The following is a 13,546-nucleotide window of genomic DNA, read 5'->3' as shown; positions in this document are numbered from 1 at the left end:
GACGCGCAACCTGAGGGCGAGCCATGAGTACCGTTTCGTTGACTGAAGCGCAGTATGTCGGCACAGACCGACTGCTGGCGGGGATTGTTTTAAGCGTTCTGACCTTCTGGCTGTTTGCCCAGTCGGTGATAAACGTCGTTCCGGTGGTGAAAAGTAGTATCGATATTTCGCTAGAGACGCTCACCCTCGCGGTCAGCCTCAGCGCGTTGTTCAGCGGCTGTTTTGTGGTCGCCAGCGGCGGACTGGCGGATAAGTTTGGCCGGGTACGCCTGACGCTTATCGGCCTTGCGCTGAGCATCGTGGGTAGCGCGCTGTTGGTGGTTTCTCAGGGTCCGGTGCTGTTTCTTATCGGGCGAGTGGTTCAGGGGCTTTCTGCCGCCTGTATCATGCCGGCGACGCTGGCGCTGATTAAAACCTGGTATGAAGGGCGGGCGCGGCAGCGCGCAGTGAGCTTTTGGGTGATTGGCTCCTGGGGCGGTAGTGGGCTGTGCTCCTTTGTCGGCGGGGCGATTGCTACGGGGCTAGGCTGGCGCTGGATTTTCGTCTTCTCCATCGTTGCTGCCGTGACCGCGTTTTTCCTGATTCGTGGCACGCCGGAAAGCCGAAGCGTCACCGCCGCACAGCACAAGCTCGATGTAAGCGGGCTGCTGAGCCTGGTGGCCGGACTGGTGCTGTTTAACCTGTTTATCGCCAAAGGGCATCACTGGGGCTGGACCAGCGAGCTGTCGTTGTCGATGCTGGCCGGTGCCATGGTGGCGATGGTCTGGTTTATCCGCAGCGGTCTGCGCAAAAAGGAAGCGGCGCTCATCGATTTCGCGTTGTTCAACAACCGTTCTTACAGTGCGGCGGTGCTGTCGAACCTGATGCTCAACGGCGCGATTGGCACCATGATGATCACCAGCATCTGGCTGCAACAGGGTCGACATCTCAGCCCATTGCAAACCGGGATGATGACGCTCGGCTATCTGGTGACCGTGCTGCTGATGATTCGGGTGGGGGAAAAACTACTTCAACGTTACGGTGCCAGATTACCAATGATGGGCGGCCCGGCAATCGCCATGGTGGGGATTTTCCTGATTTCCTGCACCTTCCTGGAAACCTGGACCTATATCGCCACCGTCTTTTTCAGCAACGTGTTATTTGGTTTAGGGTTGGGCTGCTACGCCACGCCGTCGACGGATACCGCCGTCACCAGTGCGCCGGAAAATAAAGTGGGCGTGGCTTCCGGAGTCTACAAAATGGGCAGCTCGCTCGGCGGGGCGTTTGGCCTGGCGATGACCGCCTCGCTCTATGCGCTGTTTTTACCGCACGGGATGGCAAAGGCGGCACAGTATGCGCTGTGGTTTAACTGCTTATTGTGCCTGGGGGCGATAGTGGTTAGCGCGGTGATGTTGCCGCGCCACCGTCAAAGCTGATGTTTTTTCAATAAGGCGCGCAGCTGGTGGTAGGTTAACCCCAGCAGTTCAGCAGCCTGTTTTTGGTTGAATCGGGCCTGTTGCAGACTTTGCTGCAACAGGCCTTTTTCTTGTTCTAATTGGAACTGACGCAGATCCAGCGGCAGCGACGGACCGGCTTTTTCCCCCGCAGGCTCAGCGTGAACCGCCGGTTGGCGGCGGAACGGGTCGATAATAATGTCGTCCAGCGGCTCCTCGATGGAGCTGTGCCGATAGACCGACCGCTCCACCACGTTTTTCAGCTCACGGATATTCCCCGGCCAGCGGTAGTGCAGCAGCGTCTCGCGGGCGCGTTCGGTAAATCCAGGGAACAGCGGCAGACCGAGTTCACGACACATCTGAATGGCGAAGTGCTCGGCCATCAGCATGATGTCGCTCTGGCGCTCACGCAGCGATGGCAGCAGCACCACGTCAAAGGCCAGCCGGTCGAGCAGGTCGGCGCGGAAGGTGCCTTCCTCGACCAGTTGGGGCAAATCCGCATTGGTGGCGCACACCAGACGCACGTTCACCTGCAACGGCTGGCTGCCGCCAACGCGCTCCAGCTCGCCATATTCAATCACCCGCAGCAGTTTTTCCTGCACTAGCATGGGCGCGGTGGCGAGCTCATCGAGGAACAGGGTGCCGCCGTCGGCGCGTTCAAAACGCCCTGGATGACGCTTCTGCGCGCCGGTAAACGCCCCGGCTTCGTGACCGAACAGTTCGGAATCCAGCAGATTTTCATTAAGCGCCGCGCAGTTAAGCGAAATAAACGGCCCCTGCCAGCAGGAGGAGAGGTAGTGCAGGCGGTTGGCGATAAGTTCCTTGCCCGTCCCGCGCTCACCGATAATCAGCACCGGCTTATTCAGCGGCGCCAGCCGGGAAACCTGTTCCAGCACCTCAATAAAGCGGTTCGCTTCGCCGAGGAGAGTATCTTTGTTATCTGCCATGATGAAATTCGCCACATGTTGGTGTAATTCGCCATTTTACTGTAGGCGTTTAGCGGCTGAATTTCAATCACCTCTTTGATAATCAATAAGATAAAAAGTTGGCACGGAAGTTGTAATAGTCATTACGCAGGGCTCAGCCCGATACACAGAACTAAGAGGATTGAACAATGGGTATTTTTTCTCGTTTTGCCGACATCGTGAACGCCAACATCAACTCGCTGCTGGAAAAAGCGGAAGACCCGCAGAAGCTGGTTCGTTTGATGATCCAGGAGATGGAAGACACCCTGGTGGAAGTGCGCTCTACCTCTGCCCGTGCGCTGGCAGAAAAGAAAGATCTGTCCCGCCGCGTGGAACGTGCGCAGGCGCAGCAGGTTGAATGGCAGGAGAAGGCCGAACTGGCGCTGCGTAAAGAGAAAGACGATCTGGCGCGTGCGGCGCTGATTGAAAAACAGAAGCTGACCGATGTTATCGGCACGCTGGAACATGAAGTGACGCTGGTGGATGAAACCCTGGCGCGGATGAAAAAAGAGATCGGTGAGCTGGAGAACAAACTCAGCGAAACCCGCGCTCGTCAGCAGTCTCTGGCGCTGCGTCATCAGGCGGCGAGTTCATCCCGCGATGTACGTCGTCAACTGGACAGCGGTAAACTGGATGAAGCGATGGCTCGCTTTGAATCCTTTGAACGCCGCATCGACCATATGGAAGCGGAAGCCGAAAGCCATCGTTTTGGTAAACAGCCGTCGCTGGACCAGCAGTTTGCTGAGCTGAAAGCGGATGACGAAATCAGCGAGCAGCTGGCGGCGCTGAAAGCCAAAATGAAGCAGGACAACGAATAATCATTCCGGCGGCACTGACCGTGCCGCTGCTCATAATATATAAGGAGTTTCTATGAGCGCGCTTTTCCTCGGCATTCCCCTGACGTTGTTTGTGCTGTTTGTTTTGCCGATTTGGCTGTGGCTTCACTATAGCAATCGCTCCCGCTCCGGCGAGCTGTCGCAGGGCGAGCAACAACGGCTGATGCAGTTGACCGATGACGCGAAACGGATGCGCGAGCGTATTCAGGCGCTGGAAGCCATTCTGGATGCTGAACATCCAAACTGGAGGGACAAATAATGGCGCTGGATCTTAACAAAAAGCTGTGGCGTATCCCGCAGCGAGGCATGGTGAAAGGGGTCTGTGCCGGTATTGCCGAATATCTCGACGTACCGGTGAAGCTGATTCGTATTATTACCGTGCTGGCGATGCTGTTTGGTCTCTTTTTCTTTGTCGTCGTCGCCTACGTGATTTTGACCTTCGCCCTCGACCCGATGCCGGAAGGGGCGATGAACAATCCGCATCAGCCCTCCAGCCGCGATCTGCTGGATGCGGTAGATGCTGAATTAGCCGCTGGTGAGCAGCGACTGCGCGAGATGGAACGTTACGTGACATCTGACACCTTTACTTTGCGCAGCCGGTTCCGTCAGCTCTGAGCAAGAGGTTACTGATGAATAATCAATGGCAGCGGGCAGGCCAGAAGGTGAAGCCCGGTTTGAAAATCGTCGGCAAGCTGGCGCTGTTGACGGCGCTGCGCTACGGCCCGGCGGGTGTTGCCGGATGGGCGGTAAAGTCCGTTGCCCGCCGTCCGTTGAAGATGTTTCTGGCGGTGGCGCTGGAGCCGCTGTTATCCCGCCTCGCCAAACGTTATTTCCCCATGGCAAAATAGGGCTATCGGCGTAGCGAGGAGTGTTTGATAAGCAATGAAGCGACTCAAAAATGAATTCAATGCGCTGGTCAACCGTGGCGTTGACCGGCATCTTCGTCTTGCCGTTACCGGCCTTAGCCGCAGCGGCAAGACGGCCTTTATCACCGGCCTGGTGAATCAGCTACTCAATATTCATACCGGCGCGCGCCTGCCGCTGCTGAGCGCGGTGCGCGAAGAGCGCCTGCTCGGCGTTAAGCGTATTCCCCAGCGTGACCTCGGTATCCCGCGATTCACCTACGACGAAGGGCTGGCGCAACTCTATGGCCAGCCGCCATCATGGCCGACGCCGACGCGTGGGGTGAGCGAAATTCGCCTGGCGCTGCGCTACAAATCAAACGATTCGCTGCTGCGTCATTTTAAAGAGACCTCCACGCTCTATCTGGAGATTGTCGACTATCCCGGCGAATGGCTGCTCGACTTACCGATGCTCAACCAGGATTACCTCGGCTGGTCGCGGCAGATGACCGGGCTGCTGACCGGCCAGCGCGGCGAATGGTCGGCAAAATGGCGACAGCTCTGCGAAGGGTTGGACCCGTTCGCGCCCGCCGACGAAAACCGGCTGGCGGAAATCGCCCAGGCGTGGACCGACTACCTGCACCAGTGTAAGCAGGAAGGGCTGCACTTTATTCAGCCGGGCCGCTTTGTGCTGCCGGGCGACCTTGCCGGTGCCCCGGCTTTACAGTTTTTCCCGTGGCCGGACGTCGACGCCATCGGCGAGTCGAAGCTCGCGCAGGCAGACAAACACAGCAACGCTGGCATGCTGCGCGAGCGCTTCCACTATTACTGCGAGAAAGTAGTGAAGGGGTTCTATCGGGATCACTTCCTGCGCTTCGACCGCCAGATTGTGCTGGTCGACTGCCTACAGCCGCTCAACAGCGGCCCGCAGGCGTTTAACGATATGCGCCTGGCGCTGACGCAACTGATGCACAGCTTCCACTACGGGCAGCGCACGCTGTTCCGTCGTCTGTTTTCGCCGGTTATCGACAAGCTACTGTTTGCCGCCACCAAAGCGGATCACGTGACCGTCGATCAGCACGGCAATATGGTATCGCTGCTGCAACAGCTGATTCAGGACGCGTGGCAAAACGCCGCCTTTGAAGGCATTACCATGGACTGTCTGGGACTCGCTTCGGTGCAGGCCACGCAAAGCGGGCTGATTGAGGTCAACGGTGAGAAAATCCCGGCGCTGCGTGGTCATCGCCTGAGCGACGGCCAGCCGCTCACCGTCTACCCCGGTGAAGTCCCGGCGCGCCTTCCTGGACAGGCGTTCTGGGATAAACAGGGCTTTCAGTTTGAGGCCTTCCGCCCGCAAGCCATGGACGTTGACCAGCCGCTGCCGCATATCCGCCTCGATGCCGCGCTGGAGTTTTTAATTGGAGATAAGCTGCGATGAATGATGCCTATAAACCACGCATTGACTTTGACGGCCCGCTCGATGAAGTGAAGCCGGAACAGTTTAAAACCTCGCAGGCGTTTGATGACGCGACGGCAGAGAAATTCGCCCCGGTAGCGCTCGACGATGAACCCGAGCAGGAAGGGCAGGTGGAAGCCACCCTCGACGCGGCGCTGCGCCCGAAACGCAGCCTGTGGCGCAAAATGGTCACCGCGGGGCTCGGTCTGTTTGGCATTAGCGTGGTTGCTCAGGGCGTACAGTGGACGATGACGGCCTGGCAAACCAACGACTGGGCGGCGCTCGGTGGCTGCGCCGCCGGGGCGCTTATCGTCGGCGCGGGTGTCGGTTCGGTGGTCACCGAATGGCGCCGACTCTGGCGCTTGCGCCAGCGCGCGGAAGAACGCGATGAAGCGCGCACCTTAATGCACAGCCACAGCGTGGGCAAAGGGCGTGCGTTCTGTGAAGGGCTGGCGCGCCAGGCGGGGCTGGATCAGTCGCACCCGGCCCTACAGCGCTGGTACGCCGCTATCCACGAAACCCAGAGCGACCGCGAAGTGGTCGGCCTGTATGCCCATCTGGTGCAGCCGGTGCTGGACGCGCAGGCGCGGCGTGAAATCAGCCGTTCGGCGGCGGAGTCGACGCTGATGATTGCCGTCAGCCCGCTGGCGCTGGTGGATATGGGCTTTATCGCCTGGCGTAACCTGCGGCTGATTAACCGCATCGCGAATCTCTACGGCATTGAACTGGGCTACTACAGCCGCCTGCGCCTGTTCCGCCTGGTGCTTATCAACATCGCCTTTGCCGGTGCCAGCGAATTGGTGCGGGAAATCGGTATGGACTGGATGTCGCAGGATCTGGCCGCGCGTCTGTCGACCCGTGCGGCGCAGGGGATTGGCGCCGGGCTGCTGACCGCACGTCTTGGGATCAAAGCGATGGAGCTTTGCCGACCGCTGCCGTGGATAGACAACGACAAGCCGCGTCTCGGTGACTTCCGCCGCGAGCTTATTGGGCAACTGAAAGCGACGGTGCAGAAAGGAAAATCGGCGGCGCAACGGGATAGTTGACGAGATAAAATATGGTTATGCAAAAATTGTATAACCTATTTCTATACTTATCTTTACTGAAAGTGACAAGCAGCGCTACTTTAGCTGAATCGTCCACAACACGTTCATTTTCAGGAAGTCACGATGACCAAAAAATTGCTGCCGTTACTCGTGCTGACCGCGCTGTCAGCCTCCGCTTATGCCGCTACGCCACCAAACACGCTGGTCGTGGCTCAGGGTCTGGACGATATTGTCAGTCTGGACCCGGCGGAGGCCAACGAGCTCTCCAGCATCCAGACGGTGCCAAGCCTCTACCAGCGTCTGGTTCAGCCTGACCGTAACGATCCGGCAAAAATTACCCCGATTCTGGCAGAAAGCTGGCAGGCGGATGCGGCAGCGAAAACGTTGACCATCAAGCTGAAAAGCGATGCTAAATTTGCTTCCGGCAACCCGCTGCGCCCGGAAGATGTGATTTTCTCCTACACCCGTGCCGTCACCCTGAACAAATCTCCGGCGTTTATTCTCAACGTCCTCGGCTGGGAGCCAGGAAACATCGCCAGCCAGCTGAAGAAAATCGACGACCATACGCTTCAGCTAAGCTGGACCGCCGACGTCAGCCCATCGGTGGCGCTGAATATTCTCTCTACGCCAATTGCCTCGATTGTTGATGAGAAGCTGGTGGCGGCCAACGTGAAGGGCAATGACTTCGGCAACGAATGGCTGAAAATGCACTCGGCGGGCAGCGGCGCGTTCAAAATGCGTGTCTACCAGCCGCATCAGGCTATCGTGCTGGAAGCCAACGACACCTCGCCGACCGGTGCGCCGAAGCTGAAAAGCGTGATCATCAAAAACGTGCCGGATCCAGCCTCCCGCCGCCTGCTGATCCAGCAGGGCGACGCCGACGTGGCGCGCGACCTTGGCGCCGATCAAATTGACGCGCTGCAGGGTAAACCGGGCCTACAGGTGTTAAGCATTCCGTCCGCCGAGCAAAACTATGTGGTGTTCAACACCGCAAACACCGCCAACCCGCTGCTGGCGAACCCGGCGTTCTGGGAAGCGGCGCGCTGGCTGGTGGACTACAACGGCATCACCAAAGATCTGCTGAAAGGGCAGTACTTCGTGCATCAAAGCTTCCTGCCGGTCGGATTCCCGGGCGCGCTGGACAACACGCCGTTTAAATTTGACCCGGCGAAAGCCAAAGATATTCTGGCGAAAGCGGGCATCAAAGACGCCCACTTTACCCTCGACGTGGAAAACAAACCGCCGTTTATCACCATCGCTCAGTCGATGCAGGCAAGCTTTGCTCAGGGCGGCGTGAAGGTGGATTTGCTGCCTGCGGCGGGCAGCCAGGTTTACGCTCGCGTGCGGGCTAAACAGCATCAGGCAGCGATTCGTCTGTGGATACCGGACTACTTCGACGCGCACTCTAACGCCAGCGCTTTTGCCTTTAACGACGGCAAATCCAGCACTGTGGCCGGGCTGAACGGCTGGAAAATCCCGGAGCTGAATAAAGCAACGCTGGCAGCAGTGGCCGAGCCGGACGTGGCGAAGCGCCTCGACCTGTACAAAAAAATGCAGGAAGAGCTGCAGCGCAGTTCGCCGTATGTCTTTATCGATCAGGGCAAAACGCAGATTGTGGTTCGCGATAACGTGAAGGGCTACCAGCAAGGGCTTAATGCCGATATGGTCTGGTACGACCACGTAACGAAGTAGATTGACGCCTGTTGCCGGGTGGCGCTTCGCTTACCCGGCCTACAACATCCAGGAACGTAGGCCGGGTAAGGCATCGCTGCCACCCGGCAAAAAGAGATTTCCCATGTCGAATTTTTCCAGGCGTGCGCTTCAGGGTCTGCTGACCCTGTTGCTCACGCTCTTTGGGCTGTTGCTCGTCACCTTTGCGCTCTCTGCGCTTTCCCCCGTTGACCGCGTGCTGCAAATCGTCGGCGACCATGCGAGTCAGTCGACTTACGATCAGGTTCGCCATCAGTTGGGACTTGACCGCTCGCTGCCGGTACAGTTCTGGCACTATCTGGTCAACCTGGCTCACGGCGATCTTGGCACCGCCAGCGCCACCGGGCAGCCGGTGCTGCACGATCTGCTGGCTGCCTTTCCCGCGACGCTTGAGCTCGCCACGCTGGCGCTGATTATCGGCGCGGTGTTCGGTGTGATTGCCGGCGTGCTCTGCGCGCGTTACGCCGGTTCCCCCTGGGATGTTGCTGTGCGAACGCTGACGCTACTGGGCAACTCGGTGCCTATTTTCTGGCTCGGGCTGCTGATGCTGGCGTTGTTCTACGCGAAGCTGCAATGGAGCCCGGGTCCCGGTCGTCTGGACGACATTTACCAGTTCACTATCGAACCCAAAACCGGTTTTGCGCTGATTGATACCTGGCTTTCCGGCGACAAGGAAGCCTTCCGTAACGCCTTCAGTCACCTGGTGCTGCCGGTGCTGCTGCTGGCCTACTATTCGCTTGCCAGCATCACGCGCCTTACCCGTTCGGCCTGCCTGAGCGAGATGAACAAAGAGTACATTCTGCTGGCGCGTGCCAAAGGGGCAGGCGAGATGAGCATTCTGCTGCGCCACGTGCTGCCGAATATTCGCGGTACGCTGCTGACGGTTATCGCGCTGGCGTACACCTCAATGCTTGAAGGCGCGGTGTTGACCGAGACGGTATTCTCCTGGCCGGGGATTGGCCGCTACCTGACGACGGCGCTGTTTGCTGGCGATACGGCGGCGATTATGGGGGGAACGCTGCTGATTGGCGTTTGCTTTGTGTTGATTAATAACCTCACCGACGTGCTGGTGCGGCTGACCGACCCGAGGGTTCGCTGATGCCATCATCTCTGTTTTTACGCCGATTACTGCGCTCGCCTGCGGCCTGCTGCGGGCTGACTATTATTGCCGTGTTGGTACTGACGGCGCTATTGGCTCCATGGCTCGCGCCGCAGGACCCAAACTGGCAAGACGCCGCCGCGCGTTTGCAAATGCCCAATGCGCAGCACTGGCTCGGCACCGACAGCTACGGGCGCGACCTGCTCTCAAGACTGATTTACGGCACCCGCCCGGCGCTGGGTCTGGTCGCGCTGGTGACGGTGATTACGTTGCCGGTGGGGCTGCTGATAGGCATTTTGTCCGGCTATTACGGCGCCTGGCTGGAGCGCGTTCTGATGCGCTTTACCGACGTGGTGATGTCGATGCCGCGCCTGATTCTGGCGTTTGCCTTTGTGGCGATGCTGGGCCCAGGGCTGGTTAACGGGGCGTTAGCGCTGGCGCTGACCACCTGGCCTGCCTATGCGCGACAGGCACGCAGCGAGATTCAGCGCCTGCGACACAGTGACTATTTAGCCGCTGCTGAAATGATGGGTATCCGCGGTCTGCGCCTGCTGGTGGGCCATATCCTGCCACTGTGTTTGCCGTCGGCTATCGTACGTCTGGCGCTGGATCTGGCAGGGATTATTCTGGCCGCCGCAGGGTTAGGCTTCCTCGGCCTGGGCGCACGTCCGCCCATGGCGGAGTGGGGCGCGATGATTGCCGATGGTATGCAGGTGATATTTGACCAGTGGTGGATTGCCGCCGCACCGGGTGCCGCTATCCTGATTGCCAGCCTGGCGTTTAACCTGCTGGGCGATGGTTTACGTGACGTTCTGGAGCCGCAACATGACTGAGCAACGCCTTTCCGTACAGGGGCTGAATATTGATTATCCCCGCGCGCGGGTGGTCAACAATATGAGCTTTACGCTCGGTAACGAACGCTTAGCGCTGGTAGGAGAATCCGGTTCCGGTAAGTCGATGACCGCGCGTGCGCTGATGGGGCTGGTACGCAAGCCGGGGATCGTCAGCGCCAACCGTCTGAACGTGCTGGGCCATGATGTGCTCTCTCTGAATGCCCGCGGCTGGCGTATGCTTCGCGGCAACGACATCGCCATGGTATTGCAGGACCCGCGTTATGCGCTGAACCCGGTGAAAACGGTGCGTGAGCAGTTGGAAGAGGCGCTGACTCTGCATCAGCGGCTTAATCGTCGTGAACGGCAGGAAAAAATAGCCGCGTCGGTGGTTGCCATGGGGCTCGATGTTGCGGTACTGAACCGCTATCCCGGCGAACTGTCCGGCGGTATGGGCCAGCGGGTGATGATTGCCATCGCGCTCATCAACGACCCCAAAGTGCTGATTGCCGATGAGCCGACCTCGGCGCTGGACGCCCGTCTGCGTAACCAGATCCTCGAACTGCTGGTGGCGCAGTGCGAGCAGCGACAAATGGCGATGCTGCTAATTAGCCATGATTTACCGCTGGTGGCTCAGCACTGCGATCGCGTGCTGGTGATGTATCAGGGCAACGGCGTCGATGAGATGGCGGCCCGTGACTTACCGCAGGCCACGCACCCCTACACCCGCACCTTGTGGACCTGTCGCCCGAACGCGCAGACCTACGGACAGATGCTGCCGACGCTGGACCGCAGCCAAAACTTTGAGGAGGCGGCGCATGGCGATCGTTGATATTCAGGCCTTACAGGTCACGTTTGGCGAGAAAACGGCGGTGTCGGCGGCCAGTTTCCACGTCAACGCAGGTGAGACTTTTAGCCTGATTGGCGAATCCGGCTGCGGAAAATCGACCATCCTGCGCGTGATCGCCGGACTTCAGCGTGAGTGGGGCGGGCATGTCTCGCTGTTTGATAAAACACTCGCGCCCGGCGCGCGTTTTCAGGGCGACCTGCGGCGCAACGTGCAGATGGTTTTCCAGGACCCGTACGCCTCGCTGCATCCGAATCACACCCTGTGGCGTACGCTGGCGGAACCGCTGCGTATTCACGGTGAAGTGGATATTGAGCCGCGAGTCCAGACCGCCTTAGCGCAGGTCGGCCTGCCCGCGGATGCCGCCAGCCGCTATCCGCATCAGCTCTCCGGCGGCCAGCGCCAGCGCGTGGCGATTGCCCGCGCGCTGCTGCTGCGGCCAAAAATTCTGCTGCTTGATGAACCCACTTCGGCGCTGGATATGTCGGTACAGGCGGAAATCCTGAACTTGCTCAACCGCCTGAAGCAGGATCACGGCATGACCTACCTGCTGGTAAGTCACGATGCCGACGTGATTGCGCATATGTCCGACCGCGCGGCGTTTATGGCAGGAGGCGTGATCCAGCGCTTCTTTGACCGTACGGCGCTGGAACGCGGCGAGCACCGGATGGGGTAATCTTGTAGCCCGGACGAGGTGCGTCAGCACCGACTCCGGGTTTTTCCCGGCGTCACTTCGTTCGGCCGGGCGACGATCGACCGATCGTTCGTTTGATGAACGCATAACTTTACGGCGCAATGCCCATTTTTCCGCCATACTGTCAATAATTCTTGACACTCATCTTCACGCCAGCGAATAAGTGTCTTATTATTCATACGTCTTTGGCTTATAAGGGTGAACACTCCCATGCGTCTTGAAGTCTTTTGTGAGGACCGTCTCGGTCTGACCCGTGAACTGCTCGATCTTCTGGTGCTGCGCGGCATTGACCTGCGCGGTATCGATATCGACCCTGTTGGCCGAATCTACCTTAATTTCGCGGAGCTGGAATTCACCAGCTTCAGCAGCCTGATGGCGGAAATCCGCCGTATTGCCGGCGTGACCGACGTACGCACCGTCCCGTGGATGCCTTCTGAGCGTGAACACCTGGCGCTCAGTGCGCTGCTGGAAGCGATGCCGGAACCGGTGCTGTCGCTGGACACGCGCAGCAAAATTGAACGCGCTAACCCGGCGAGCTGCCAGCTGTTCGGCATGAGCCAGGACAAGATGCGTAACCACAATGTCGCGCAGCTCATTAGCGGCTTTAACTTCCCGCGCTGGCTGGAAAGCGAGGAGGTGGAACCTCACGCCGAGCATGTGGTGATCCACGGACAAAACTTCCTGCTGGAAGCGACGCCGGTTTACCTCAGCGGCGAGAACGATGCCCGCGTGCTGGCTGGCGCGGTGATTATGCTGCGCTCGACGCTGCGTATGGGCCGTCAGCTGCAAACCATGACCACTCAGGACGTCAGCGCGTTCAGCCAGATTGTGGCCGTGAGTCCGCGTATGCGTCAGGTGATGGAGCAGGCCCGTAAGCTGGCGCTGCTGACCGCGCCGCTGTTGATTGTCGGTGAAACCGGCACCGGTAAAGATCTGCTGGCTCATGCCTGCCACCTGGCGAGCCCACGCGCGGCGAAGCCGTATCTGGCGCTGAACTGCGGCTCGATTCCGGAAGATGCCGTAGAAAGCGAACTGTTTGGCGACGCCTCTGAAGGTAAAAAAGGCTTCTTCGAACAGGCTAACGGCGGCTCGGTGCTGCTGGACGAAATTGGCGAAATGTCGCCGCGCATGCAAACTAAACTGCTGCGCTTCCTCAACGATGGCACCTTCCGCCGCGTCGGTGAAGACCATGAAGTGCATGTCGACGTCCGCGTTATCTGCGCTACCCAGAAAAACCTGGTAGAGCTGGTGCAGAAAGGGCTGTTCCGTGAGGACCTCTACTATCGCCTCAACGTGCTGACCCTCAACCTGCCGCCGCTGCGCGATCGTCCGCAGGACATTATGCCGCTGACTGAACTGTTTGTGGCGCGCTTTGCCGACGAGCAGGGGATCTCCCGTCCTAAACTTTCTGCCGATCTCAACACCGTGCTGACCCGCTACGGCTGGCCGGGCAACGTTCGCCAGTTGAAGAATGCGGTATACCGTGCGCTGACCCAGCTTGAAGGCTACGAACTGCGCCCTCAGGACGTGCTGCTGCCGGACCACGATGTATCGAGCGCGGCGGTTGGCGAAGAGGCGATGGAAGGCTCGCTGGACGACATTACCCGTCGCTTTGAACGCTCGGTGTTAACGCAGCTTTATCGCAGCTATCCAAGCACCCGTAAACTTGCCAAGCGTCTGGGCGTATCGCACACGGCGATTGCGAATAAATTGCGGGAATATGGCCTGAGCAACAAGAAGGGCGAAGAGTCATAAAAAAACAGCCTCTGAAAAGAGGCTGTTTATGTT

At 59.0% G+C, this 13,546-nt stretch carries 14 protein-coding genes; 13 read left to right on the top strand and 1 reads right to left on the bottom strand.

Annotated features, from left to right (window positions below; all coding sequences use genetic code 11):
* Window positions 1-23: 23 nt before the first annotated feature.
* A complete protein-coding gene (locus ACH1XZ_RS06725) occupies window positions 24-1,415 on the top strand; it encodes an MFS transporter (RefSeq protein ID WP_395594900.1) in 1,392 nt (463 codons plus the stop codon).
* Here ACH1XZ_RS06725 and pspF read toward each other — a convergent pair.
* Window positions 1,406-2,380: a phage shock protein operon transcriptional activator gene (pspF, locus tag ACH1XZ_RS06720; RefSeq protein ID WP_312656100.1), complete on the bottom strand. Its 975-nt coding sequence runs from the start codon at window positions 2,378-2,380 to the stop codon at window positions 1,406-1,408. The two genes, ACH1XZ_RS06725 and pspF, sit on opposite strands and share 10 nt — an antisense overlap.
* A gap of 167 nt (window positions 2,381-2,547) precedes the next feature.
* Here pspF and pspA point away from each other — a divergent pair, with 167 nt between their 5' ends.
* The 12 genes from pspA (at window position 2,548) to tyrR (ending at window position 13,513) form a co-directional block, all read left to right on the top strand.
* A complete protein-coding gene (pspA, locus tag ACH1XZ_RS06715; RefSeq protein ID WP_395594899.1) occupies window positions 2,548-3,216 on the top strand; it encodes a phage shock protein PspA in 669 nt (222 codons plus the stop codon).
* A gap of 52 nt (window positions 3,217-3,268) precedes the next feature.
* Window positions 3,269-3,493, top strand: a complete 225-nt coding sequence (gene pspB / locus ACH1XZ_RS06710; RefSeq protein ID WP_035894063.1) for an envelope stress response membrane protein PspB — start codon at window positions 3,269-3,271, stop codon at window positions 3,491-3,493.
* Window positions 3,490-3,849, top strand: coding sequence for an envelope stress response membrane protein PspC (gene pspC / locus ACH1XZ_RS06705; RefSeq protein WP_123650504.1), 360 nt, complete (start codon window positions 3,490-3,492; stop codon window positions 3,847-3,849). The genes pspB and pspC overlap by 4 nt, the downstream gene beginning before the upstream one ends.
* A 14-nt stretch (window positions 3,850-3,863) precedes the next feature.
* The gene (gene pspD / locus ACH1XZ_RS06700) at window positions 3,864-4,082 is read left to right on the top strand and encodes a phage shock protein PspD (protein ID WP_395594898.1); all 219 of its coding nucleotides are present in this window, start codon (window positions 3,864-3,866) and stop codon (window positions 4,080-4,082) included.
* Between the two features lie 34 nt (window positions 4,083-4,116).
* Window positions 4,117-5,514 (top strand): YcjX family GTP-binding protein, encoded by a 1,398-nt coding sequence (locus tag ACH1XZ_RS06695; protein WP_395594897.1) that lies wholly within the window; start codon window positions 4,117-4,119, stop codon window positions 5,512-5,514.
* Window positions 5,511-6,578 carry a TIGR01620 family protein gene (locus tag ACH1XZ_RS06690; protein ID WP_395594896.1) on the top strand — a complete coding sequence of 356 codons (1,068 nt, stop codon included), beginning with the start codon at window positions 5,511-5,513 and terminating at the stop codon, window positions 6,576-6,578. Before ACH1XZ_RS06695 ends, ACH1XZ_RS06690 begins: the two co-directional genes overlap by 4 nt.
* A gap of 123 nt (window positions 6,579-6,701) precedes the next feature.
* Window positions 6,702-8,270 (top strand): ABC transporter substrate-binding protein, encoded by a 1,569-nt coding sequence (locus ACH1XZ_RS06685; protein ID WP_395594895.1) that lies wholly within the window; start codon window positions 6,702-6,704, stop codon window positions 8,268-8,270.
* A 103-nt stretch (window positions 8,271-8,373) separates the two neighbouring features.
* Window positions 8,374-9,387 carry an ABC transporter permease gene (locus tag ACH1XZ_RS06680; RefSeq protein ID WP_395594894.1) on the top strand — a complete coding sequence of 338 codons (1,014 nt, stop codon included), beginning with the start codon at window positions 8,374-8,376 and terminating at the stop codon, window positions 9,385-9,387.
* Window positions 9,387-10,220, top strand: coding sequence for an ABC transporter permease (locus tag ACH1XZ_RS06675; RefSeq protein ID WP_395594893.1), 834 nt, complete (start codon window positions 9,387-9,389; stop codon window positions 10,218-10,220). The genes ACH1XZ_RS06680 and ACH1XZ_RS06675 overlap by 1 nt, the downstream gene beginning before the upstream one ends.
* A complete protein-coding gene (locus ACH1XZ_RS06670; RefSeq protein ID WP_395594892.1) occupies window positions 10,213-11,049 on the top strand; it encodes an ABC transporter ATP-binding protein in 837 nt (278 codons plus the stop codon). Before ACH1XZ_RS06675 ends, ACH1XZ_RS06670 begins: the two co-directional genes overlap by 8 nt.
* A complete protein-coding gene (locus ACH1XZ_RS06665) occupies window positions 11,036-11,740 on the top strand; it encodes an ABC transporter ATP-binding protein (RefSeq protein WP_395594891.1) in 705 nt (234 codons plus the stop codon). Before ACH1XZ_RS06670 ends, ACH1XZ_RS06665 begins: the two co-directional genes overlap by 14 nt.
* Before the next feature lie 228 nt (window positions 11,741-11,968).
* Entirely contained in the window at window positions 11,969-13,513 is a 1,545-nt protein-coding gene (tyrR, locus tag ACH1XZ_RS06660; protein ID WP_395594890.1) for a transcriptional regulator TyrR, read from the top strand.
* Window positions 13,514-13,546 lie beyond the last annotated feature (33 nt).

The sequence above is a fragment of the Kluyvera chengduensis genome (assembly GCF_044197065.1).
In the GTDB taxonomy this organism is placed as follows: domain Bacteria; phylum Pseudomonadota; class Gammaproteobacteria; order Enterobacterales; family Enterobacteriaceae; genus Kluyvera; species Kluyvera ascorbata_C.
Note: the sequence above shows the minus strand (reverse complement) of the source record. Positions and strands in the feature narration are given on the sequence as shown.

Excerpts from the sequence above, each read along its gene's own strand:
- ACH1XZ_RS06725 (WP_395594900.1), top strand. The coding sequence starts at position 24 with ATGAGTACCGTTTCGTTGACTGAAGCGCAGTATGTCGGCACAGACCGA.
- pspF (WP_312656100.1), bottom strand. The coding sequence starts at position 2,380 with ATGGCAGATAACAAAGATACTCTCCTCGGCGAAGCGAACCGCTTTATT.
- pspA (WP_395594899.1), top strand. The coding sequence starts at position 2,548 with ATGGGTATTTTTTCTCGTTTTGCCGACATCGTGAACGCCAACATCAAC.
- pspB (WP_035894063.1), top strand. The coding sequence starts at position 3,269 with ATGAGCGCGCTTTTCCTCGGCATTCCCCTGACGTTGTTTGTGCTGTTT.
- pspD (WP_395594898.1), top strand. The coding sequence starts at position 3,864 with ATGAATAATCAATGGCAGCGGGCAGGCCAGAAGGTGAAGCCCGGTTTG.
- ACH1XZ_RS06695 (WP_395594897.1), top strand. The coding sequence starts at position 4,117 with ATGAAGCGACTCAAAAATGAATTCAATGCGCTGGTCAACCGTGGCGTT.
- ACH1XZ_RS06690 (WP_395594896.1), top strand. The coding sequence starts at position 5,511 with ATGAATGATGCCTATAAACCACGCATTGACTTTGACGGCCCGCTCGAT.
- ACH1XZ_RS06685 (WP_395594895.1), top strand. The coding sequence starts at position 6,702 with ATGACCAAAAAATTGCTGCCGTTACTCGTGCTGACCGCGCTGTCAGCC.
- ACH1XZ_RS06680 (WP_395594894.1), top strand. The coding sequence starts at position 8,374 with ATGTCGAATTTTTCCAGGCGTGCGCTTCAGGGTCTGCTGACCCTGTTG.
- ACH1XZ_RS06675 (WP_395594893.1), top strand. The coding sequence starts at position 9,387 with ATGCCATCATCTCTGTTTTTACGCCGATTACTGCGCTCGCCTGCGGCC.
- ACH1XZ_RS06670 (WP_395594892.1), top strand. The coding sequence starts at position 10,213 with ATGACTGAGCAACGCCTTTCCGTACAGGGGCTGAATATTGATTATCCC.
- ACH1XZ_RS06665 (WP_395594891.1), top strand. The coding sequence starts at position 11,036 with ATGGCGATCGTTGATATTCAGGCCTTACAGGTCACGTTTGGCGAGAAA.
- tyrR (WP_395594890.1), top strand. The coding sequence starts at position 11,969 with ATGCGTCTTGAAGTCTTTTGTGAGGACCGTCTCGGTCTGACCCGTGAA.